Raw genomic sequence first — 22,931 nt, forward strand, 5'->3', positions numbered from 1 at the left:
CTCATTGCTTTCCCTGCTCATCGCGGGATTGTGAATCTCCGGGCAGATCCATAAAACCTCGCGTTCACTCACATAGCTCCAACGGCCCTGAATCCTGATGATACGGCGCTAACACAAGCGTAGTGAGTGAGGAGAGAACATGAGGCTGGCAGCGGGTGACGCAGTCATGCGTTTTGCAGTTTCAGCGCCGCTTAATGAGCGATTTGCTGAATTTTACACGGGGGAAACCCTTGATGCGTCAACAGGGTATGTGGTGATGGAAGATGCCGTGCCGGAACAGACCTCATTCTGCCGTCGCGTATTTTGCGAGACCACCGCCCAACGCGCCGTGCCGCTTACCCGCGCGTTGCCTGCCAGCTATACCGTACAGGCGGACGAAAGCGGAACGGTTCACTTCTCGCTGTTTAAACCGGTCGCCACACACAGCCAGCGCTGGCTGTACGTCAACCTTCATGCCGATCAATCAGGTGAGTACGCATTTCAACTGGCGACGTGCGGCGGTGTGCGTATTTGGGTTAACGGCGCAGAATCCGCCCGCTTTACACCTTTTACCCGCAACAGGCTGCAAATTTGCCAGGTTAACTTGCCGCTCCAGCAGGGCGAGAACTCGCTACTTATTCATCTTGAAGAACTCTGCGAGCGTGAAACGCAGTTTGTGCTGCGCATGATTTATCAGGGCAAGAAGCCGATCGACGCGCGCCTTGATGAACAGGATGACGCGCTCCCTGTGTACCAACGCGCTACCGCCGAACCGACCGAAGACGAAGGCGACGCGTTGCTGGCAATGCTCAGGCAGGGGAACGCAGGCGAGCAGGCGCAAGCGCTGCTGGTACGCCTGTTACAGCGGGTCAGCGCCCGGGAAGAGGGCTCAAGTTCCGCGCTTATTTCACTGTTGTGGGTCTGGCATGACTATCACGGTGACATTTTTGCGCCGGTGCTGTGGCGTCGCGTGCGCTCAGCGATATTAGGTTATCGCTACTGGTTTGACGAACTGGGTAACGACGTCATGTGGTTTACCAGTGCAAACAACGCCTTAAGCTTTCACACCGCGCAGTATCTCGCCGGGCAGATGTTCCGGGATGAACGCTTCACCGCTTCTGGCCGACTCGGGCGCGAACAGCAGGCGATCGCCGCGCAGCGCCTGGCGTACTGGTCGGTAAACGTCGCCCCGCAGGATGGCGCTTATCCCAGCCTGCGCGCACTGTCGCAACTGGCGGACGACGCCGGGCTTCGCGCACGCGCACAGCGTCTGCTCACCAGCAATCTTTCTCTAACGTCCTCACAGGCAGGAGCCGCATGATGCGCCACGCTGAATTACATCAAATTCTGGAACAGGTCGTGCAGGGCTTCTGTCGCCTGAAAAATATTGGCGAAGTGAGCAGTGGCGACGGGTTTGCCATCCACTTTGAAGAGTGGGAATGGGAGGTGGGCGTTGGCCTGTACGGCTTCTGGCAGTATGCGTTATCGCAGAAGGATGCCGGGTTGCAGCAGTCGATTCTCGCCTGGTATGAAGGACAACTGGCGAAAGGGCTGCCCGCAGTACAAATCAACACCACCGCGCCGATGATCGCGCTCTCGCTGGTCGCCGGACACACGGGCCGCGCAGATTTGCTGAAGGTCGTCAACGACTGGGCGGATTCGCTGCTGCAAACGCTGCCAAAAACGGAGGAGGGCGGTTTTCAGCACGTCGTCAAAGAGCAGCCAAACACCGGGCATCTGTGGGATGACACGCTGTTTATGACCTGCCTGTTCCTCGGCTCGGCGGGTGTGGTTCTTAAACGAAAAGACTTGATCGACGAAGCGTCGTATCAGTTTCTGCTGCATACCCGCTATCTCAGCGAACCGGCCAGCGGCCTGTGGTATCACGGCTGGACGTTCGTCGGTCAGCATCACTTCTCGGGCGCGTTCTGGGCGCGGGGGAATGCGTGGATCACTGTGGCGATCCCGGAATTTATCGCTCTGCTCGGCGACAGCCTGGACGCCAGCGTGAAGCGTTATCTTTCGCAGGTCGTGGCGCGGCAGGCGAAAACCCTGTGCCAGATGCAGGCTGAAAACGGCATGTGGCACACGCTGGTGGACGATCCGCTCTCGCCGCAAGAATCGTCCGCCACGGCGGGGATCGCCTACGGCATGTTACGCGGCGTGCGGATGGGGATTCTGGACGCTGGCGTTGCCGATTCGGCGCTGCGGGCATGGGACGCATTGCGCGATCGCATTGATGAACGCGGGATCGTACTGGAAGCCTCGAAAGGAACGATGGTGGGGCCGGATCTGCAATACTACTGTGATATTGCAATGGCCCCGGTGCCGTACGCGCAGGCGCTGATGATGCTGCTGTTGCTGGAGTTGCAGCAGGGGGAGTGGCTGGCCTAATTGTGCCTGGGTTTTGCCGGATGCGGCTGCGCCTTATCCGGCCTACACGGAGGCAATCTGTAGGTCGGATAAGGCGCTAGCCGCATCCGACATCGCCGCCTAAATGAGCGCAGGTATCTGCGACAACAGCCACAATACCAGCCCGATCGTCCCACCGACCAGCGTCCCGTTGATACGAATAAACTGCAGATCTTTCCCGATGTTGAGCTCGATCTGCCGTGACATATCGCGCGCATCCCAGCTCTTTACCGTGTCGCTAATATGGCGGGTGAGGAACGCGGAGAACTCCGGTGCCACGCGCATCGCCGCCTGTTCCAGATGGTTGTTGAGCGACTCACGAAGTGCGGCGTCGTGAATTAACGTCTCGCCAAACCATTGCCCCGCTTCGGCGATCCGCGTTTTCACCCGTGAATCGTCAGAGGTCATATCGTCCTTAATCCACTGACGATAATCGGCCCAAATCTGCCCCAGATAGCGGTTAAACGCCTCATCGTTTTTCAGATAGCTTTTAATGTTCTCCGCTTTGGCTTCCATCTCCGGTGACGTTTTCAGGTTCTCAATAAAGCGGAAAATCACCCGATCAAACGCCTGGCGGATCTGATGATGGCGATTCTCGGTAATATCGTCGAGCACCGAGTCCACCGCATCGGCAACCAGATCCGCCCCCTGATCGCCCAGCCACTCTGTTGGCAGGATCCGCGCTTTGATCGGATGCTCCTGCTCCATCCAGTGTACGATCATCTGTGCTATCACATCGCGCGTGCTCTCCTTACGCAGCAGCGCAATCAACTGCGCCACCAGAGAATCAAGCAGCTTCTGATGGCGATTATCTTTGGTCATGCTCTCAAGGATCACCGCGCTGGTCTGGGTAAGATCGACCTTATCAATCGCCTTATGCACCGCGCGTTTCAGCAGCCCCTGTACCCGTGAATCATCGGTGAGTTCGATAAAACCGCTCATCACCTTCACCAGGTTTTGCCCCACGCGCGCCGCGTTCTCCGGTTGGCTGAACCAGTTGCCGATGAGCAATGCCGGTTCATGACGGCGGATAAGGGCCACCAGCGATGGCGTGTCGAGAAATTTTTCCTGCACGAACTGACCGAGGTTGTCGCCGATTCTGTCCTTATTACGCGGGATAATCGCCGTATGCTGCGAAATAAACGGCAGCGGCACGCGACGAAACAGCGCCACCACTGCAAACCAGTCTGCCAGCGCGCCGACCATCGCCGCTTCGGAGATAGCCTTTAACGCGCTGACCCACGGCGAAGGCGGCAGCATCAGCGTTGTGATAAAAATGGCTGCGGCAATCAGCAGCAGCGACAGCGCCAGCAGCTTGGCGCGTTTGAGTTCAGTCTGTTTTTCCATAGAGGTAAGCATATAGCCTGACGGCAAGAACGTCATGTTAGCGGCTGAAGTGGCTTGTGAATTTACGAGACGCCTTCCGGGTAAATGTCGTCGTTGCAGGCGATGAAAAACTTTTTGCGAGGTGTTACGTAGAGACTGACATTGCCAGGTGAAGCCGCTTCAGACCTGCGTTAGAGTCCCGACACTTTCACAACAGGCAAGGGACAGCCATGGCAAAAAATAGCAGTACGACGCCCCATGATGCGGTGTTCAAACAGTTTCTTCATCAGCCTGATACGGCGCAGGATTTTCTCGACATTCATCTGCCCGCGCCGTTGCGCAATCTATGCGACCTGAATACGCTCAAACTGGAATCCGAAAGCTTCATCGAAGAGGATTTACATAAGTGCTACTCCGATGTGCTGTGGTCAGTACAAACCCAGGATGGGCAGGGATACATTTATGTCGTCATCGAACATCAAAGTTCCCCTGATGAATTGATGGCATTTCGCTTATTGCGTTACACGGTTTCCGCAATACAGCGGCACCTTGAAGCGGGGCATAAAACGCTACCGCTGGTAGTGCCGATGCTCTTTTATCATGGCGAAAAAAGTCCGTATCCGTACCCCATGTGCTGGCTCGATCTCTTCCCCCATCCCGATGTGGCGAAGGCGCTCTATACCACTGATTTTCCGCTGGTTGATATCACCGTTACCGACGATGACAAGATTATGCAGCACCGCCGTATTGCGCTACTGGAGCTTATCCAGAAGCATATTCGCCAGCGGGATCTCACTGTGCTGGTGGAGCAACTGGTTGCACTTTTGGCATTGGGATACACTAGCGACACCCAGGTGAAAACGCTGTTTAACTATATTTTCCAGTACGGCGGAGCGGCTCGCGCCAGCGCGTTTTTTCGCGAAATGGCGGAACGCTCGCCAAAGCATAAGGAGGAGCTGATGACGCTTGCTGAGAAGTTACATGAAGAGGGAAAAGTTGAGGGTTTACAGATAGGCCGCCAGGAAGGTCGACAAGAGGGACGTCGCGATGAAGCGTTAAGAATTGCCCGTTCTATGCTGGCGAATGGGTTTGATCGCCACGCGGTGATGAAAATCACCGGCTTGTCAGCAGAAGATTTGCAGGCCGCCGCACACTAATTACGATTATGCCGAATGGGGGGAATCTCTGTTCGGCATCCTTCTTTTTTCTTAAAATCACGCCCTATTTCCTCAGAACACTCCGTTTCTCCTCCTGACCCAGATATCTCAACTACCCTTAATACTTTGAATGGCATTTTTGACTGCTTTCATCACTTAACCAGGAGCGAGATATGGCCTATCAGACAGTAAATCCTGCTAATAACCAACTGATTAAAGAGTACCCCCCACACAGCGACAAGGATATTGAGGCCGCGCTGCAAAAAGCCGATGCGCTTTATCACTCTGAGTGGGCGAAGGGTGACATCAGTCAGCGTCTGCCCGTTTTGCATAAGCTGGCCGATCTTATCGACAGTCGTGTCGAGGAACTGGCCAAAATCGCCAGTCAGGAGATGGGCAAGCTTATCGAACAGAGCCGTGGCGAAGTGAAACTGTGCGCGCAGATCGCCCGCTATTATGCGGACAACGCGAAGCAGTTCCTTGCACCCGTTCCGTATAAAACCGAGTTTGGCGATGCATGGGTGGAGCACCATCCGATTGGCGTGATCATGGCGGTTGAGCCGTGGAACTTCCCGTACTACCAGTTAATGCGCGTACTGGCTCCAAACCTGGCCGCCGGTAACCCGGTGCTGGCAAAACATGCGAGTATCGTGCCGCACTGTGCCGAGACCTTTGCGCATCTGGTGCGTGAAGCGGGCGCGCCGGACGGCGCATGGACCAATCTGTTTATTTCTTCCGATCAGGTGGCGAACATCATCGCCGATCCCCGCGTTCAGGGCGCGGCGCTAACCGGTTCAGAAAAAGCGGGTAGCGTGGTCGCTGCGCAGGCCGCGAAGCACGTCAAAAAATCGACCCTCGAACTGGGCGGGAACGATGTGTTCGTGGTGCTGGATGACGCCGACCTCAACAAAGCGGTGAAAATTGGCGTACAGGCGCGGCTTAACAATGCCGGGCAGGTCTGCACCGCGGCGAAACGCTTTATTCTGCATGAGAAAATTGCCGACAAATTCCTTAGCGCATTCACCGACGCGTTCAGCAAAGTGAAGGTCGGCGATCAGATGGATGCCTCAACCCAGCTTGGCCCACTGTCGTCGAAAGACGCACTGGAAACGCTGACCAAACAGGTTGATAACGCAGTGAAAAACGGCGCGAAGCTGCACTTTGGCGGCAAGCCGCTGGAGAGCAAAGGCAACTTCTTCGAGCCGACGATTCTGACCCACATCACCCGCGACAACCCGGCCTATTTCGAAGAGTTCTTCGGCCCGGTGGCGCAGATTTATGTGGTGAAGGATGACGACGCGGCGGTGAAACTTGCCAATGACTCCCACTACGGCCTCGGCGGCGCGGTATTCAGTGAGGATATTGAACGCGCCAAACGCATGGCCTCGCGGATTGAAACCGGGATGGTCTATATCAACTGGCTGACCGACACCGCCGCAGAACTGCCATTTGGCGGCGTGAAGCGCTCCGGGTTCGGGCGCGAGCTGTCGGATCTGGGGATTAAAGAGTTTGTGAACCAGAAGCTGGTGGTGGTGAAGAAATAAGTTGCAGGTCAATGGCGCAGCGCCGGATGCGGCTGCGCCTTATCCGGCCTACGGGTGCAATGGTGTTGTAGGTCGGATAAGCAAAGCGCATCCGACACGCTTACGCCAGCTTTCGTATCTTACCCGCACCGCTTGCCCTTCAGGTCACAACAAACTGCCACACTATCCAGCCGCCAAAACCTATCAGGATGCCGCCTGCCGCACGCTCAATTTTCCAAATCAGGCTGCCTAATCGGCGTTGAACCTGTGGCAGGGCGATAAGCATGATCAGCAGTAAGTCCCACAGCAGAACCACGCTGGTCATCCACACTCCACAGGTAGCTTGCTGCGCTAAAGTGACGCCCGGGCCCAGGAGTGCAGTCATCAGCGCCAGATAAAACAGCGCATTTTTCGGATTCAGCAACGAGGAGCCCAGGCCAAGAAGCAGCTGGCGTGGCAGCGAAGGGCGCGCTGATTCAGTATGCTCCCACGCCACTTGTCCGGCGCGGCTTCGCAATAGTTGACGGCCCACCCACAGCAGATAGGCGGCTCCCAGCAGCTCGATGACGGTGAACAGCAGCGGCACCTCGCGAAGCAGGCCAGAGCCGATAACGACCAGCAGAATATACAGCCCGTTACCTGCCGCAATGCCCAGGCATAGCCCGACGCTACCGCGCAGCCGATAGCGCACGGCATAGCCCACCAGTAAAAAGAAGTCCGGCCCGGGGCTGAGTAGCGCCATAAAATGCGCCAGCGCCAGCGCGGGAAACGCCGGAGGAAATAACGTAGTGACCTGTTCCATAGCGACCTCAGTAAAAATACGGAGGTCAGCTTATGCCTGCTGACGCGCTAATTATTGTCGGATATTGATCGCCCAAGCGCGTACTGCCGTGGCGTGGCTGCCGTGTAGTTGACAAAGGTTTTGTGGAAATGGCTCTGGTCGGCAAAACCGCTCTGGTAAGCGACATCGGCGATATCGTCTCCGGCACGCAGCCGCGCTTTGGCGTATTCCACTCGCGAGACGTTGAGAAAGCTGCCGGGAGTCAACCCCGTGTCCTGTTTGAAGGTGCGAATCAAGGTCTCTTTACGCAGCGAGAATCGTTGCGCGAGCTCGTCAAGAGAGGGCGGAAACACCGGGTCGGAGAGCAGCGCCTGCTGAACCTGCTGGCTGGTCGGGCGCAACATATCGCCTGCGCCTACACGTAGCGTGAGGGCGCCTAACAGCGCATTCACCGACGCGGTGGACATCGTTTCAACTACGGCAAGATAAAGCCCGAACAGCGACGGGCTACGAATATGCTGCTGTGCGAGAGGCAGCGTAGACTCCAGATAGAGCATATGGTAGCTGCGCGCCTGCCCCTGCACCGGGTTACAGCTATGGGGTGCGCCTGCGGGAATAACGATGATGTCGCCGGGGTTCAGCAGATACTCCTGGCCGTGGCAAAGGCAGCGTGTTTGCCCTGCCAGAATGGCACCAATGGAGAGCTGGCCGTGGCTATGGCGTTTATAGGGCTGCGTGCTTTGCCAGGTACTGCGTAGCTCCAGCCCTGGATGGCGAGTAAATGTTTGCTGAATGTCGCGTGCGGTGGTCATAGGATCGTCCGGACAGTTTTGGGTTTTTATATCACACTCCGGGATACAGGTGGCGGTTGAGGAATATTACTCGCCATAAGTCGTTGATGAATGGCGCAGCGCCGGATGCGGCTGCGCCTTATCCGGCCTACAACGTCTTACTTCCGCAACCCCGCAAACGCCGCCCGAATCTCTTCTTCCGGCAACTGAATCCCAATAAACACCAACTGACTGCGCGGCGTTTCATCGCCCCACGGCCTGTCCCAGTCGGCGCTGTAGAGGCGTTGTACGCCCTGGAACAGCAGGCGGTTCGGTTCGCCGTCGATCCACAGCATCCCTTTGTAGCGAAGCAGTTTATCGGCGAATTGCAACAGCAGGTTTTCCATCACGCGCGACACTTCGCTGATATCGACCGGGTAATCCAGTTCCACCACAATCGACGACACATCATTCTGCTTATCCGCCATAAAGTGGAAGCGCGGCTTGCTCGCCAGCACGTTCTCTTCCAGCATAAACCCGCTGGTGTTGAAGAGTTGATCGAGATTGATATCACCGTGAACGACGGTGTAAATCGGCGCGCGGGCGTTGATGCGCGCCAGACGTTCGCGCAGCTTCTCGGTGTCGCCTGCGACGTCGGTTTTGGTCAGCAGGATGCGGTCGGCGTAGCCAATCTGTGACTGGGCGATAGTGAACTGGTTCATCTGCTCGTCGGCGTGAACCGCATCCACCAGCGCAATTACGCCGTCCAGCAGGTAGCGCTCGCACAGGTCGTCATGAGAGAAAAAGGTCTGAATAATTGGGCCAGGGTCGGCCATGCCGGTGCACTCGATCACCAGGCGGTCGAATTCAATCTCGCCGCGATCGCGGCTGTCGAGCAGGTCGAGCAGGGCGTCTTCCAGTTCGTTAGCGCGGGAGCAGCAGATACAGCCGTTGGTGAGCGTCTTGATTTGTGTGGCGCGGTCGCCAATTAGCTGGGTATCAACAGAAACTTCGCCGAACTCGTTTTCAATGACGGCGATTTTGAAGCCATGCTGTTCGTTGAGGATATGACGCAGCAGGGTGGTTTTGCCCGCGCCAAGAAAACCGGTAAGTAGGGTAACTGCAATCGGGGTCATGTTCTCTCCTTCTAACAGCAGCGCATGCCGCCTTTTCCGTCTCCACCGTAGCGCGCCTGTTGCCGCTCGCGGAAGAACTCTTCGTAGGTCATGTACGGCTTGTCCGGATGCGTGGCTTTCATGTGTTCGACGTAGTTGTCGTAGTCCGGGATGCCAATCAGCATCTTCGCCGCCTGACCGAGGTATTTTTTCGCCTGACCTAAGTTACCAAACATTGTGCCATCCAGATATACACGTCATCCTTCAAGCTGCCTCTGCGTTGGCTGCGCTCGTTCACCCCAGTCACGTACTTATGTACGTGACTGGGGATTCACTCCCTTGCCGCGTGACTCGGCTTACAGCCTCGCCCCTTCGGGGCCAGCGCAAGCGCTGTTCAAAACGCTAACCGCGTTTTGTGATGCAACTTGAAAGATTTGTGTGTATGAATAAAGCCCGGCGAGTCATCTCTGACGGGCCGGGGGGCGCGTTTTCCCTCACCCCGGCCCTCTCCCAAAGGGAGAGGGAGGGTTTGGCAAATTAATGGTGTGAAGAAGTCTTCACGCCGCCTTCCGGTACAGGAACATAAGGTGTTTCCTTGTCGGAGCGTTCTTCGTTATTACGCACCTGCATCCAGGTTTTGAAACCGTAGAAGATGATGCTGTACACCACCACCAGGAACAGAATACTCAGGCCTGCGTTGGTGTAGTTGTTGATAACGATGTGGTTCATGTTGGCGATTTGCTGCGCCGTCAGTTCACCACCTGCTGCAATTTTCGCTTTGTACTGGCTCGCCATGTAGAAGAAGCCTTCCATCTGCGGGTTGGTGCTGAACAGTTTCAGACCCAGCGCCCAGGTGGTGCAGACCAGCAGCCAGAATGCCGGGATGATGGTAACCCAGACATATTTGCTGCGTTTCATCTTCACGAGGATAACGGTGCCGAGAACCAGCGCCACAGCGGCCAGCATCTGGTTAGAGATACCGAACAGCGGCCACAGGCTCTTCACGCCGCCCAGCGGGTCGACAACGCCCTGATACAGCAGGTAGCCCCACAGGCCTACGCAACCTGCGGTCGCCACAACACCTGCTACCAGAGAATCGGTTTTCTTCAGGAACGGAATGAAGTTGCCCAGCAAGTCCTGCAGCATGAAGCGGCCCGCACGGGTACCGGCGTCCAGCGCGGTGAGGATGAACAGCGCTTCAAACAGAATACCGAAGTGGTACCAGAAGCCCATGTCCGCCCACGGCAGCACTTTGTGGAACACGTGTGCGATACCGACTGCCAGAGTTGGTGCGCCACCGGCACGGTTCAGAACAGACGGTTCACCGATGTCTTTCGCGGTTTGCAGGATCTCTTCCGGCGAAATCACGAAGCCCCAGGAACTGACCGTTGCCGCTGCGTGAATGGTCACTTCTTTCAGCTGCGCCGCAATCATGGCCGCGTTTTCACCGCCCATTTCGTGCAGGTTCGGCATGGTGATGCCAAGGCCCGCAGGCGGGGTGTTCATTGCAAAGTAGAGACCCGGTTCGATGATGGATGCTGCAACCAGCGCCATAATCGCCACGAAGGACTCCATCAGCATTGCGCCATAGCCGATGAAACGCGCGTCGGTTTCACAGGCCAGCAGCTTCGGCGTGGTGCCGGAGGAGATCAGCGCATGGAAGCCAGACACTGCACCACAAGCGATAGTGATAAACAGGAACGGGAACAGCGCACCTTTCCACAGCGGGCCGGTACCGTCGATATACTGGGTCACGGCTGGCATTTTCAGATCCGGGTTGAGGATCACGATGCCGATTGCCAGGCCAACGATAACGCCGATTTTCAGGAAGGTGGCGAGGTAGTCGCGCGGTGCCAGAATCAACCAAACCGGCAGCAGAGCGGAGATAAAGGCATAACCGATCAGCGTGAAGGTGATGGTGGTGTCTTTAAAGGTCAGCGCCGGGCCCCAGTACGGGTCGTGGGCGATGACGCCACCGAACCAGATAGAGGCAACCAGTAACACAATACCGATAACGGAGACTTCACCCACGCGGCCCGGGCGAATAAAGCGCATGTAGATACCCATAAACAGCGCAATCGGCACGGTCGAGCAAACGGTGAACACACCCCACGGGCTTTCGGCCAGGGCTTTCACCACGATCAGCGCCAGCACCGCCAGGATGATGATCATAATCAGGAAGCAGCCGAACAGGGCGATAGAGCCCGGCACGCGGCCCATCTCTTCTTTGACCATCTCACCCAGCGAAGAACCGTTACGGCGCGTGGAGATAAACAGCACCATAAAGTCCTGCACGGCACCGGCAAGCACCACGCCTGCCAGCAGCCACAGGGTACCCGGCAGGTAACCCATCTGGGCGGCCAGCACCGGCCCAACCAGCGGGCCCGCACCGGCGATAGCCGCGAAGTGGTGGCCGAACAGCACGTAGCGGTTGGTCGGCACGTAGTTCAGGCCATCATTGTTAATGACCGCCGGCGTCGCACGCGTTGGGTCGAGTTTCATCACCTTCTGGGCGATGTAGAGGCTGTAGTAGCGATACGCCACCAGATAAACAGAAACCGCCGCGACCACGATCCACAGGGCGCTAACGTGTTCCCCCCGACGTAATGCCACAACGGACAGGCAAAACGCGCCGATGATTCCAAGAATCACCCAGGGTATGTGCTTGAATAACTTTTTGGTATCCATAGTAAAACCTGGTTTTTTAAGATTAATAATGAGCCGAAGCTGTATGGGTTTTGTGTTTAATGAGTGAGGAGGTATGACTGCTATGCTGATGAGCATCTTGCCAGAGATTTACGCGCGTAAAGTTGGGTAAAGTCGTGAGTGGTTGTATGGGGCGTTAAGCGGTTGTGTGTGGAGGTGAGCGGTTGGGTAAGAAGTGAGCGGGTGGGGAATATGTGATTGAGATCACAGTGTAAATTTTACACCACCACCCTCACCCCGCCCTCTCCCTGAGGGAGAGGGAGAAAACAGCGCAGGACTCAAACCAGGGTGCGGTCGGTTCCCTCTCCCTCAGGGAGAGGGTTAGGGTGAGGGTGTCGGTTTTACACCGCCACCTCCACCTCCATCATCACCGGATGAAAACGGCGCTTAAAGTAAATCAGCCCGTGTCCTTCCTCGCTGAGAATGATGTTCTTAATCTCGACCAGATACACCAGATGCGTACCGATGGTCTGCACCTGGCTTATCTCGCCCTCCAGGCTTGCCAGCGCACCCTTCAGCACCGGTTGCGCCAGCGGCCCTTTTTGCCAGCAGGAGAGGGTAAAGCGCTCTTCCATCGCCATCCCTGTCATCCCGGCGAAGTGGCGCGCCATCAGCTCCTGCTCGTGGTTAAGCACGTTAATACACAACTTACCGTTGCCCTGAAATACCGGGTTCATGGCGCTGTTGGCGTTGATACACACCATCACCGACGGCGGCGTATCGGTTACCGAGCACACCGCGGTGGCAGTGATCCCGCAGCGGCCCGCCTCGCCTTCGGTGGTGACAATATTCACCGCCGCCGACAGGCTGGACATAGCATCGCGAAAGCGTAAACGTTGTTCATCTACTTGCATGGTGGTCTCCCGCTGCATTACTTCAGCAGCTTGTCTAACATGTTGATATCAGCGTTGTTGTGCAGGTGCGGCACGGTCCAGCCGTGTTGGTCGTACTCGGAAAGGCAGCGGTCGACCATCGCCATCATTTTGTCCATGTTGCCGGAGGTCTGCGCCTGACGCAGACATTGCAGGCGGATCTCATCCTGGCTGCCGGAATAGTTGATCTCATACAGCTCATGACGCCCGCCGAACTCGCTGCCGATCGCATCCCACATCAGTTTGAGGATCTTGATGCGCTGGACGTGATCCATACCGTTTGAGCCGCGCACGTATTTCGCCAGATACTGGTCGATCTGCGGGTTATTCAGATCGCGCGCGCTCGATGGCAGGTAGATCAGCCCGCTGGTGACGTTACGCTCAATGATGTTTTTGATCTTCGCGTAGGCCATCGGAGCCATGACGCGGTAGGTTTGCAGGGCTGCGTGATCCGGCAGATACGCGCCGTTGACCCACGGTGTTGCTTCCGAACACATCGAATCACTCAGCGCCCAGAAGGTGTTGCGCCAGGCCACCACTTCACCGAGATCCGCCTGCACGCCGCGGAACTCCAGCGTGCCGGTACATTCGAGGGATTTTTTCAGCAGTGCGGTAATAAAGTCGAGCTTCACCGCCAGGCGCACACAGGCCTGCAACGGATACATACGGGCGAAGCCGCCTTCCATCGTCCAGCGACGGCAGCGATCGAAATCACGGTAGATCAGCACGTTTTCCCACGGGATCAGCACGTTATCCATGACCAGGATCGCATCGTTCTCATCGAAGCGGCTGGAGAGCGGGTAGTCGTACGGGGAGCCGGTTGCGCCCGCGACCATTTCATAAGAGGCGCGGGAAATCAGCTTCACGCCATCGGCATCCATCGGCGCGACGAACATCAGCGCGAAGTCCGGGTTTTCGCCCATCACCTGTGCCGAACCGAAGCCGATCATGTTGTAGTGGGTCAGCGCGGAGTTGGTGGCAACCACTTTTGCACCGCTGACTACGATCCCGGCATCGGTCTCTTTTTCCAGCTTGATGTAAACGTCTTTCACTTGATCGGTCGGTAAATGGCGATCGATCGGCGGGTTAACGATAGCGTGGTTGAAGTACAGGCCGGTTTCCTGAATGCGGGTGTACCAGTTGCGGGCGTTCTGCTCGAACTGGCCGTAGAAGCCCGGGTTGGCGCCCAGCGCGCAGCCGAAAGCGGCTTTGTAATCCGGTGTGCGGCCCATCCAGCCGTAGCTCAGGCGTGACCACTCAGCGATGGCGTCGCGCTGCTGGCGCAGATCGTCCGGGCTTTTCGCCACGCGGAAGAATTTGTGGGTGTAGCCGCCGCTGCCGGTGTCGGTGTTCCAGCACAGGGAATCCTGCATTTCCGGTTTGTGCAGCGCATCGTAGAGTTGCGCGACGGATGCCGCCGCGTTACGGAATGCCGGATGAGTGGTGACATCTTTCACACGCTCGCCGTAGATGTATATTTCACGGCCATCCTGCAAACTTTTCAGGTACTCTTCACCGGTAAACGGACGCTGGGTACTGGCGCGGAAATCTTCAGGTTTCATAGTCAGACTCTCTTTTTGTAATCGGATGGAAAGCCAACGCCAATGGGCGTTACTGGCTTTAATGTTAAATTTGTGTTTTGTTTTTGTTGTTTAATTGAAGCGGTTAGACCGGTATTCGTGAAGAGACTTTTGGGTCAATGACGGGTACTTTTCGGGGAGGTGAGGGTTTTGTGATCGGGCCCTCACCCTAACCCTCTCCCGCAGGGAGAGGGGAGCGATTGTGCCCAATGTGAATGTGAGTGCGCTTTTCTCCCTCTCCCTGCGGGAGAGGGCCGGGGTGAGGGGGTAAACTTACGATACCGGCACTTTCCTTGCCCGGTAAACGCTTGGCGAGCACCCAACTAATCTGTTGAAAAAACGGGCAAAGTACGCCGGATCTTTAAACCCCAGTTGCCAGGCGATGTTATTCACTGCGCTGTCAGAGAACAGCAGTAATCGCTTCGCCTCACGCAGCTGCCTGTCGAAGATCAGCCGTTTCGGCGGGCGGTTGGCGAAACGGCGGCAGATATCGGTGAGCCGGGATTCGGTGATGTGCAGCTCGCTGGCGTAATCCGGCACCGTCCAGTGCTGGTGGAAGTGGCTGTCTATCATCAGGTTAAAGCGCTGGAACAGTTTTAGCTCGCCGCGCATACCGCTGGCGGCGTGGTCATCGAGCCTTGCGTTACGCAGCAGCAGGGTAAACACCGCCTGGGCAAGCAGCGTCAGCGTATGTTCCCGTCCCGGCAGTTGCTCAACTGACTCTCGCTCAATGAGCCGCCAGTAATGTTCCAGCGCCGCCAGTTCATCCGGTTTATCCGCCAGTGATAAGCAGATCCCCGGCAGACCGAAGGTTTCCCGCGTGCCGGGATAAAGCACCTCCAGCAGCGGCCAGATTAAATCCTCATGCACTGTTAACACATGCCCGTCAGCGTCCGATTCGGTGATAAACGCGTGCGGCACTGACGGTGGCGTCAGCACAAACAGCGGCGCTTCTACTGAGTAGCGATGATCGTCAAGCTGAAGCTCGATCTGCCCGGTGAGCAGGAAATGCATCTGGAAATAGTGTTCGTGGCGATGGGCCTGCATATCGCGGCCAAAAAAGGCCGCCATCCGTGCAAAGGACTGATAATGCACATCATCCGTACCCAGACTTTCATCGTATTCGGTGCTGATGTCGATGTTGTAAATCGGGTTCTCACACATGCCTGCTCCTTACGGCGTGGCGCGCGGGCGAGAGGATTTCATCGGAATAGCCCAGATGATGGCTGCCCCGATAACCAGCAACGTTGCCACAAACCACAGGCCGCTGTTAAAGCTGCCGGTCACATCTTTCAGCCAGCCGATCATAAACGGACTGAGCGCCGATCCAATATTGCCGGTGGCGTTGATCACCGCGATACCGACCGCTCTGGCACGCAGGCTGATTGATTGATCCGGGGTAGTCCAGAAAATGGCCATGGCGCTGAACGATCCGGTTGAGGCCATCACGATCCCCAAAAGTTGGATCAGACTGTGATCGGTAGCGGACGCCAGCAGCCAGCCCGCGGCGGCGAACAGATACGGCAGGGCGGTATGATGTTTACGTTCCTGGTGTTTGTCAGAATGCCGGCTCCAGTAGATCATCCCAAGAATGGTACAAATCTGCGGTACGGCGGCGAGCAGGCCGATAGTGATGTTGCTACTGGCCTGGTTAAAGCTTTGCAGGATCTGCGGCGTCCAGATGCTGATGGCGCTTAAGGTGTTGGTCAAGCAGAAGTAGGCGAGGGTGTACATCAACACAATCGGCGTGAAAATCTCGCGCCACAGGCTGCGCTGCTGTGCTGCGTGGTGGCTGATTGCCCCTTCCGGCTGAACCAGGGTCAGGCGATCGTTATCCATCATCTGCTGAAGGTTTTTCTTATCATCAGCGGTTAGCCATTTGGCTTTGTCCGGGGAATCATCAAGATAGAACCACACCATGATACCCAACAGCAGTGAGGGGAAGCCTTCCAGCAGGAACAGCCACTGCCAGCCTTTCAGCGCCATCACACCGTCCAGGGCCAGAATATAACCGGAGACGATGGAACCGAGCGCGGTTGTTACCGGCATTGCCACCATAAACAACGCGTTCGCGCGGGCGCGGAAATAGGCCGGGAACCAGTAAGTGAGATAAAGCAGAATGCCCGGCAGAAAGCCGGCTTCGGTAATGCCGACCAGAATACGCAGCACATAAAGGCTGGTGGGGCCGGTGGCGAACATCGTCGCAGTGGAGGCGATGCCCCACAGCACCATAATGGTGGCGATCCAACGGCGCGCACCGACAATCCCCAGCATGATGTTGCTCGGAATGCCGAAAATTACGTAGGCGGCGTAAAACAGCGTCGTGGCGAGGCCGAACATGGTGGCGCTCAGGCCGAGATCGCGCCCCATCGTTAGCCCGGCAAAACCGATGTTGATGCGGTCGAGAAACGAGAAAATAAACAGCACAAACAGAAAAACGATCAGGCGGCGAAAGAGTTTGTTGATGACCGCCTGCTGGCCTGCCGTCAGCGATTTATGCGCGTCCGCGGGGTTTGGCAGTGCAGATGATGTGTCGCTCATGGCTATTCCTCTAAGGGGATTTTTGTAGGGTACGACAACGGTTCTTGCCGGATGCGGCGTTGCCTTATCCGGCCTACGGTTTGGTGTTGCTGTTTGCCGGATGCGGCGTTGCCTTATCCGGCCTACGGTTTGGTGTTGCTGTTTGCCGGATGCGGCGTTGCCTTATCCGGCCTACGATCTGGTGTAGTTGTAGGCCGGATAAGCGCAGCGCATCCGGCGTCAATACACGCCGGGCTTAATGGCTGTGGCCTGCGCGCCAAACCGGGCGGCGAGCGCTTCGGCGGCGCGGGCGAGCAGGGTGGTGTCGACGCCGACGGCGACAAACAGCGCGCCTAATTCCAGATAGTGTTTCGCCAGTGGCTCATTGGCGATTAAGATCCCCGGGGCTTTACCCGCTTCGCGGATCTGTACGATCGCCTGCTCAATCGCGGCTTGCACTTCCGGATGCTGAGGATTACCGGCATAACCCATATCCGCGCTCAGATCCGCCGGGCCGATAAACACGCCATCCACCCCTTCTACATCCAGGATCTGCGGCAGGTTTTTCATCGCTTCACGGGTTTCGATCTGCACCAGCACGCACATCTCATCGTTGGCTTTTTGCAGATAATCCGGAATACGGTTCCAGCGCGAGGCGCGTGCCAGCGCGCTTCCTACGCCGCGAATCCCGGCTGGCGGGTAACGCGTGGCACGAACCGCTTCACGGGCTTCATCAGCGTTTTGCACCATCGGCACCAGCAACGTTTGCGTGCCAACATCCAACAACTGTTTGATCTGCACCGGATCATTCCACGACGGACGCACCACCGGCAGGCTGGGATAGGGCGCAATCGCCTGTAGCTGGGTGAGCACGGTTTGCACGTTATTCGGCGCATGCTCACCGTCAATCAACAACCAGTCGAATCCCGCCCCTGCCAGCAGTTCGGCGCTGTAGCTGCTGCTCAACCCCAGCCATAAACCGATTTGTGGACGACCCGCTTTCAGCGCCGCTTTAAAGGTGTTTTCCATGGTTCTCTCCTTAAACAAAACGGCAGCTAATGGAACCCATGTTGCCGTAGTCAACGTGGAAGGTGTCGCCCTTGCGCGCCGGAACCGGGCGGGTGAACGATCCGCCGAGAATGATTTGCCCGGCTTCCAGTTGCACGTCATACGGTGCGAGTTTGTTCGCAAGCCAGGCCACGCCGTTTGCCGGATGATTCAGCACGCCAGCGGCGACGCCGGTTTCTTCAATCACGCCATTGCGGTACAGCAAAGCGGAGATCCAACGCAGATCCAACTCATCGGGCTTAATGGGACGACCGCCGAGGATCACCCCGGCATTGGCGGCGTTATCGGAAATGGTGTCGAACACTTTGCGCGGGCGCTGAGTTTCCGGATCGATGTTGTGACAACGGGCGTCGATCAGCTCCAGCGCCGGGATCACATAGTCCGTCGCGTTGTAGACGTCGAACAGGGTACAGTTCGGCCCGCGCAGCGGTTTTGCCAGCACAAAAGCCAGCTCCACTTCGATGCGTGGCACGATAAAGCGATCGGTCGGGATATCGCTGCCATCGTGGAAGAACATGTCATCCAGCAGTGCGCCGTAGTCCGGCTCGCTTATCTGCGAGCTGGCCTGCATCGCTTTTGAGGTCAGGCCAATTTTGTGACCTTTGAGTGTGCGACCTTCGGCGATCTTCAGGCGAACCCATTCGCGCTGTACGGCGTAGGCATCTTCGATGGTGATCTCCGGGTAGTCGAGGGAGATCGCGCGGATCTGTTCACGCTGTTTTTCTGCCTGCTCCAGACGCTGGGCGATCAGGGTGTGAGTTTGTTTGTCGAACATGGCGATATCCTGTGGCATTGCCGGATGCGGCTGTGCCCTTATCCGGCCTACGGTTCGGTGCTGTCTTTTGCCGGAGGGCAACCTGCACCTTACTTAAACAACGCGTGCACGTTGTTTTGTTTAAAATTCAGTACCGGATGAAGCTCTTCAATCTCAAACGACAGTGCCAGCAGGCGGCTCTCCATCAGGGCGGCAAAGTGCGTTTTAATCAGTTCAAACAGCATTTCGCCGACTTCCTGACGGCTTTCCAGGCTGCGCCCCGCACCGATTTTCAACGTCATATGTACGAAGGCGTAATCGCGCTGCCCGTCGGCCATCTGCCAGGTATCGACCCAGTGCACGCGGCTGCGAATGCCTGCCAGCGGGAAGATGCCCGTGGCGGCCAGCGCCGGATTCACTTTGGCAAACAGCCCCGGCAGGTCGGCCTCTTCGCGGATGTTGTCACTGCATTCAACGATAAAGTGCGGCATAAAACGTCCTTACGCGGGAAGCGGGAAAACAGCATTAACCTGGCCGGTGCCGGAGCTTGGGAACAGTTCGGTGATAAATTCGACTTTGCCGTCGTATTTATCCCAGCCGAGCATCCCCAGCAGCATCACCGTGTCGTGCATGTTGCCTTCGCCGTAGCAGTAGTTGGCGTACTCCGGCAGCATGCTGCAAAACTCTTTGAACTGTCCTTCGCGCCACAGCTTTACTACGCGCTCGTCCATCTGGCGGTCGAACTCGCGGGTGTAGCTGTTCATGCCTTCCTCGGCGCGCTGGTCGTCAATAAAGCGGTGCGACAACGAACCGCTGGCAAGTACCGCTACGGTGCCGTCGTACTGTTCGATTGCTTTCAGAATCGCTTCGCCCAGCTTGCGGCTGTCGGCAAAGTCATGAACCGTGCAGAAAGCGGAAATGGAGACCACTTTGAAGTGCTTGTCTTCATTCATGTAGCGCATCGGCACCAGCGTGCCGTACTCCAGTTTCAGGCTGGGGATGTTGTGCGCTTTCGCCCGCACGCCGAGTTTCAGTGCTTCATCGGCGATAAGTTGCCCCAGTGCCGGGTTGCCTTCGTAGTTGTAGGTCATGTCGCGGATAAAGTGCGGCAGCTCGTTACTGGTGTAGACGCCTTCGAAATGATCCGCACAGTTGATGTGATAAGCGCTGTTCACCAGCCAGTGGGTATCGAAAACGATAATGGTATCGACGCCCATTTCCCGGCAGCGCTTGCTGATCTCTTTATGACCGTCGATCGCTCCCTGGCGGCAGCCGTGGTTTTTCCCTGGCAGTTCAGAGAGATACATCGACGGTACGTGCGTGATTTTTGCTGCTAATGCGAGCTTGCCCATATCAGACTCCCCATTTCGGAATTGGATGGTCGCCCATGGAAATGCAGACGTTCTTCATTTCCGCGAACACCTCAAAGCTGTACTCTCCGCCTTCGCGCCCGGTTCCGGAGGCTTTCACGCCACCAAACGGCTGGCGCAGGTCGCGGACGTTCTGGGTGTTGACGAATACCATGCCCGCTTCGATACCGCGTGCCAGGCGCAGCACTTTGCTGACATCCTGCGTCCAGATGTACGATGCGAGGCCATACTCCACGTCATTCGCCAGGCGTAAGCCTTCGGCTTCATCTTTAAACGGCAGCAGGCAGGCGACAGGCCCAAAAATCTCTTCCTGGGCGACGCGCATGCGGTTATCGACATCCGCCAGCACCGTTGGGCGCAGGAAGTTGCCGCCTTTCAGATGCGCAGGCAGGTCGGACGGTTTATCCGGGCCACCCGCCAGCAGGGTGGCGCCTTCTTCAATGCCGAGGCGGATATAGCCGGAGACTTTTTCCCAGTGCTGCTGGCTGATAAGCGCCCCAACCTGGGTATTCGGATCGGTCGGATCGCCCACGCGCAGACGATTCGCGCGTTCGGCAAAACGTTTTACGAATTCCGGGTAGATGCTCTGTTGAATAAAGATGCGCGAACCGGCGGTGCAGCGTTCGCCGTTGATTGAGAAGATGGTGAACAGGGCGGCGTCCAGCGCGCGTTCAATATCGGCATCTTCAAAAATCAGCACCGGCGATTTACCGCCCAGCTCCATAGAGTATTTTTTCAGCCCGGCGTTTTTCATGATGTTGCGCCCGGTGGCGGTGCCGCCGGTGAACGACACGGCACGCACGTCATGATGACGCACCAGCGCATCGCCTGCGGTGGCGCCGTAACCCTGCACCACGTTCAGCACGCCGGCCGGAATACCGGCTTCCAGCGCCAGTTCACCCAGACGATCGGCAGTCAGCGGAGAGAGTTCAGACATCTTCAGCACCGCGGTATTGCCCAGCGCCAGACACGGTGCAACCTTCCAGGTGGCGGTCATAAACGGCACGTTCCACGGTGAAACCAGCGCACAAACGCCTACCGGCTGCACCAGCGTGTAGTTGAGCATCTTGTCATCGACCGGGTAGGTCTTGCCGTTCATCTGTTGGCACACTTCGGCGAAAAATTCGAAATTGTGGGATGCGCGCGGGATCAGCACGTTTTTGGTTTGATGAATAGGCAGACCGGTGTCCGCGGTTTCCATCGCGGCGATCTCCGGCACGTTTTGATCGATAAGATCGCCCAAACGGCGCATCAGGCGCGCGCGCTCTTTCATCGGCAGATTGGCCCATTTCGGAAACGCCTCTTTCGCCGCCGCTACCGCCTGGTTTACCTCCGCTTCACCGCCGGAGGCAACATCTGCCAGCACCTCACCGGTTGCCGGGTTGGTGGTCTGGAAGTAGTCGCTGCCTGCAACGTTTTTGCCGTTGATCCAATGGTTTATCTTTTTCATTTTGCAGTCTCCTCACTGACAATTCGGTTCACAAGACGCCCCACGCCTTCCACTTCCACCACCACCTCATCGCCGGGCACTACGTCGGACAAGCCTTTCGGTGTGCCGGTGGCGATCATGTCGCCAGGGTTGAGGGTCATAAATTCGCTCAGGTAAGCGATCAGGAAGGGTACGCTGAAGATCAGATCGGCAGTTGTGCCTTGCTGGCGTAACTCGCCGTTGACGTAGGTGCGCAGGGTCAGATTATGCGGATCGGGAATGGCGTCTTTCGGCACGATGGTCGACAGCATCGGCGTCAGTCCGTCACGGCTTTTCACCCGCAGGTTCGGGCGATAGTAGTTTTCCAGGTAGTCGCGGATGGCGTAGTCGTTACACACCGTGTAGCCCGCGACATAATCCATGGCATCGGCTTCGCTGACGTTGCGCGCCTGCTTGCCGATCACCACCACCAGTTCCGCTTCGTAGTGCATGTACTCGATGTTGTTCGGGCGCACGGATGTCTGGTTGTCGCCCGTGAGAGTATTTGGCGCTTTCAGGAATACCAGCGGCTCTTCCGGTGGCTTAAATTCCAGTTCGCTGGCGTGATCGGCGTAGTTCAGGCCAAGGGCAAACAGCGTGCCGTGTGGATGCGGTAGCGTTGGGAAGGTTTTGCGTGTGGTCACTTCACGTTCGTTGACTACCGGGTTTTCCAGCGCCGGGAAACCTTCCGCCAGAATGCGCACCTGGTCGCCGGGTTGAATCGCCACACGATTATGTGGCGTGCCAAGCAGGATGGCGTCGCCAGGGTTCAGCGTGGCGAATTCGCTCAGGGCGCTCAGCAACTGCGCGGCGTTGCGTTGTAAGTCGGCGGTATTCCAGTGATCCGCTTCGCGCCCGTTGATTTCGGTAATAATTGTCAGGTTATCGACATCTTTCAGCGCCACCGTTTCGCCTATCGGGCAGAAGCCATCGCGGCATTTGGCTTTGATCGCCGGACGGTAGAAGCTCTCTTCCGGCAGGCTGACGTCGTTCGCCAACGCATAGCCTGCGATGTACTCTGCGGCGTCTTCTTCGCGCACTTTGGTTGCTGTTTTGCCGACAATCAGCGCCACGGTTGCGCCGCTTTGTACCGTTTCGCCCTGCGGGAAAGGAATGGGTTCTCCCACGCTAATCACGGTGTTACGCGGTTTGATAAACCAGACGGCGGTTTTGGGCGGTGTTTTATAGGGCGCTTGCTGGAACGCGTTGTGCCAGGCGTCAATCTGGCTGCGGTGGTTCAGGGCGACGGCGAAGACGGTACCTTTCATTAACCTCTCCTCAGGGCTGGTTCGGTGAGTTTTATTTTCATTAATATGTTAATGATCTCTTTTATTCCTGATCGCGTCGTTTGGCAAAAATAAGTGAAATATTTGTGATGTCATTAACAATAAATTTACAGTTAATTTTATTAAATTCATTAAAATCAATTCATTAAGTTGTTTTTGTGATTTTTCGCAGGCGAGAAAACAAAGAAACCGGTTGCCGAAAAACGCCGCGTTTGCTAATTGTTTCGTTATTAATGATTTTTTG

At 56.8% G+C, this 22,931-nt stretch carries 20 protein-coding genes; 4 read left to right on the plus strand and 16 right to left on the minus strand.

The features are described from left to right. Positions 1-139 precede the first annotated feature (139 nt). Positions 140-1,300 carry a hypothetical protein gene (locus DBY68_RS08045; RefSeq protein ID WP_108475411.1) on the plus strand — a complete coding sequence of 387 codons (1,161 nt, stop codon included), beginning with the start codon at positions 140-142 and terminating at the stop codon, positions 1,298-1,300. After that, positions 1,300-2,373, plus strand: coding sequence for a glycoside hydrolase family 88 protein (locus tag DBY68_RS08050; RefSeq protein ID WP_108475412.1), 1,074 nt, complete (start codon positions 1,300-1,302; stop codon positions 2,371-2,373). Before DBY68_RS08045 ends, DBY68_RS08050 begins: the two co-directional genes overlap by 1 nt. A gap of 99 nt (positions 2,374-2,472) precedes the next feature. On the opposite strand, the gene DBY68_RS08055 is transcribed toward DBY68_RS08050, so the two are convergent. Further along, positions 2,473-3,750, minus strand: a complete 1,278-nt coding sequence (locus DBY68_RS08055; protein ID WP_199538658.1) for a DUF445 domain-containing protein — start codon at positions 3,748-3,750, stop codon at positions 2,473-2,475. Between the two features lie 197 nt (positions 3,751-3,947). Here DBY68_RS08055 and DBY68_RS08060 point away from each other — a divergent pair, with 197 nt between their 5' ends. Next, the gene (locus DBY68_RS08060) at positions 3,948-4,874 is read left to right on the plus strand and encodes an Rpn family recombination-promoting nuclease/putative transposase (RefSeq protein ID WP_108475414.1); all 927 of its coding nucleotides are present in this window, start codon (positions 3,948-3,950) and stop codon (positions 4,872-4,874) included. Positions 4,875-5,047: 173 nt separating this feature from the next. Next, complete coding sequence (locus DBY68_RS08065; protein WP_108475415.1) at positions 5,048-6,418, plus strand: NAD-dependent succinate-semialdehyde dehydrogenase; 1,371 nt, start codon at positions 5,048-5,050, stop codon at positions 6,416-6,418. Positions 6,419-6,557: 139 nt separating this feature from the next. On the opposite strand, the gene DBY68_RS08070 is transcribed toward DBY68_RS08065, so the two are convergent. From DBY68_RS08070 to hpaG, 15 genes are all read right to left on the minus strand, one after another. Further along, positions 6,558-7,199: a LysE family translocator gene (locus DBY68_RS08070; protein ID WP_108475416.1), complete on the minus strand. Its 642-nt coding sequence runs from the start codon at positions 7,197-7,199 to the stop codon at positions 6,558-6,560. 47 nt (positions 7,200-7,246) lie between these two features. Then, entirely contained in the window at positions 7,247-7,990 is a 744-nt protein-coding gene (locus DBY68_RS08075; protein WP_108475417.1) for an AraC family transcriptional regulator, read from the minus strand. 137 nt (positions 7,991-8,127) lie between these two features. Next, a complete protein-coding gene (yjiA, locus tag DBY68_RS08080; RefSeq protein WP_108475418.1) occupies positions 8,128-9,084 on the minus strand; it encodes a GTPase in 957 nt (318 codons plus the stop codon). An 11-nt stretch (positions 9,085-9,095) separates the two neighbouring features. Further along, positions 9,096-9,299, minus strand: coding sequence for a YbdD/YjiX family protein (locus DBY68_RS08085; protein WP_015966066.1), 204 nt, complete (start codon positions 9,297-9,299; stop codon positions 9,096-9,098). Positions 9,300-9,600: 301 nt separating this feature from the next. Beyond that, entirely contained in the window at positions 9,601-11,751 is a 2,151-nt protein-coding gene (locus DBY68_RS08090; protein ID WP_015966065.1) for a carbon starvation CstA family protein, read from the minus strand. 359 nt (positions 11,752-12,110) lie between these two features. Further along, positions 12,111-12,623 (minus strand): 4-hydroxyphenylacetate 3-monooxygenase reductase subunit, encoded by a 513-nt coding sequence (locus DBY68_RS08095; RefSeq protein ID WP_108475419.1) that lies wholly within the window; start codon positions 12,621-12,623, stop codon positions 12,111-12,113. 17 nt (positions 12,624-12,640) lie between these two features. Next, positions 12,641-14,203 (minus strand): 4-hydroxyphenylacetate 3-monooxygenase, oxygenase component, encoded by a 1,563-nt coding sequence (hpaB, locus tag DBY68_RS08100; RefSeq protein ID WP_108475420.1) that lies wholly within the window; start codon positions 14,201-14,203, stop codon positions 12,641-12,643. A 291-nt stretch (positions 14,204-14,494) separates the two neighbouring features. Next, complete coding sequence (hpaA, locus tag DBY68_RS08105) at positions 14,495-15,385, minus strand: 4-hydroxyphenylacetate catabolism regulatory protein HpaA (protein ID WP_108475421.1); 891 nt, start codon at positions 15,383-15,385, stop codon at positions 14,495-14,497. Between the two features lie 9 nt (positions 15,386-15,394). Further along, the gene (gene hpaX / locus DBY68_RS08110) at positions 15,395-16,762 is read right to left on the minus strand and encodes a 4-hydroxyphenylacetate permease (RefSeq protein WP_108475422.1); all 1,368 of its coding nucleotides are present in this window, start codon (positions 16,760-16,762) and stop codon (positions 15,395-15,397) included. 219 nt (positions 16,763-16,981) lie between these two features. Continuing rightward, positions 16,982-17,770, minus strand: coding sequence for a 4-hydroxy-2-oxoheptanedioate aldolase (gene hpaI / locus DBY68_RS08115; protein WP_108475423.1), 789 nt, complete (start codon positions 17,768-17,770; stop codon positions 16,982-16,984). 10 nt (positions 17,771-17,780) lie between these two features. Then, positions 17,781-18,584 (minus strand): 2-oxo-hept-4-ene-1,7-dioate hydratase, encoded by an 804-nt coding sequence (gene hpaH, locus DBY68_RS08120; RefSeq protein ID WP_108475424.1) that lies wholly within the window; start codon positions 18,582-18,584, stop codon positions 17,781-17,783. Between the two features lie 89 nt (positions 18,585-18,673). Then, on the minus strand, positions 18,674-19,054 hold the full coding sequence (locus DBY68_RS08125; RefSeq protein ID WP_108475425.1) for a 5-carboxymethyl-2-hydroxymuconate Delta-isomerase: 381 nt from the start codon (positions 19,052-19,054) through the stop codon (positions 18,674-18,676). A 9-nt stretch (positions 19,055-19,063) separates the two neighbouring features. Next, positions 19,064-19,915: a 3,4-dihydroxyphenylacetate 2,3-dioxygenase gene (gene hpaD / locus DBY68_RS08130; RefSeq protein WP_108475426.1), complete on the minus strand. Its 852-nt coding sequence runs from the start codon at positions 19,913-19,915 to the stop codon at positions 19,064-19,066. A gap of 1 nt (position 19,916) precedes the next feature. Next, on the minus strand, positions 19,917-21,383 hold the full coding sequence (gene hpaE, locus DBY68_RS08135) for a 5-carboxymethyl-2-hydroxymuconate semialdehyde dehydrogenase (protein WP_108475427.1): 1,467 nt from the start codon (positions 21,381-21,383) through the stop codon (positions 19,917-19,919). Further along, complete coding sequence (gene hpaG, locus DBY68_RS08140) at positions 21,380-22,669, minus strand: 4-hydroxyphenylacetate degradation bifunctional isomerase/decarboxylase (protein ID WP_108475428.1); 1,290 nt, start codon at positions 22,667-22,669, stop codon at positions 21,380-21,382. Before hpaG ends, hpaE begins: the two co-directional genes overlap by 4 nt. Positions 22,670-22,931 lie beyond the last annotated feature (262 nt).

Origin of the sequence: Pseudocitrobacter sp. RIT415, from assembly GCF_003057695.2 — a bacterium.
In the GTDB taxonomy this organism is placed as follows: domain Bacteria; phylum Pseudomonadota; class Gammaproteobacteria; order Enterobacterales; family Enterobacteriaceae; genus Pseudocitrobacter; species Pseudocitrobacter faecalis.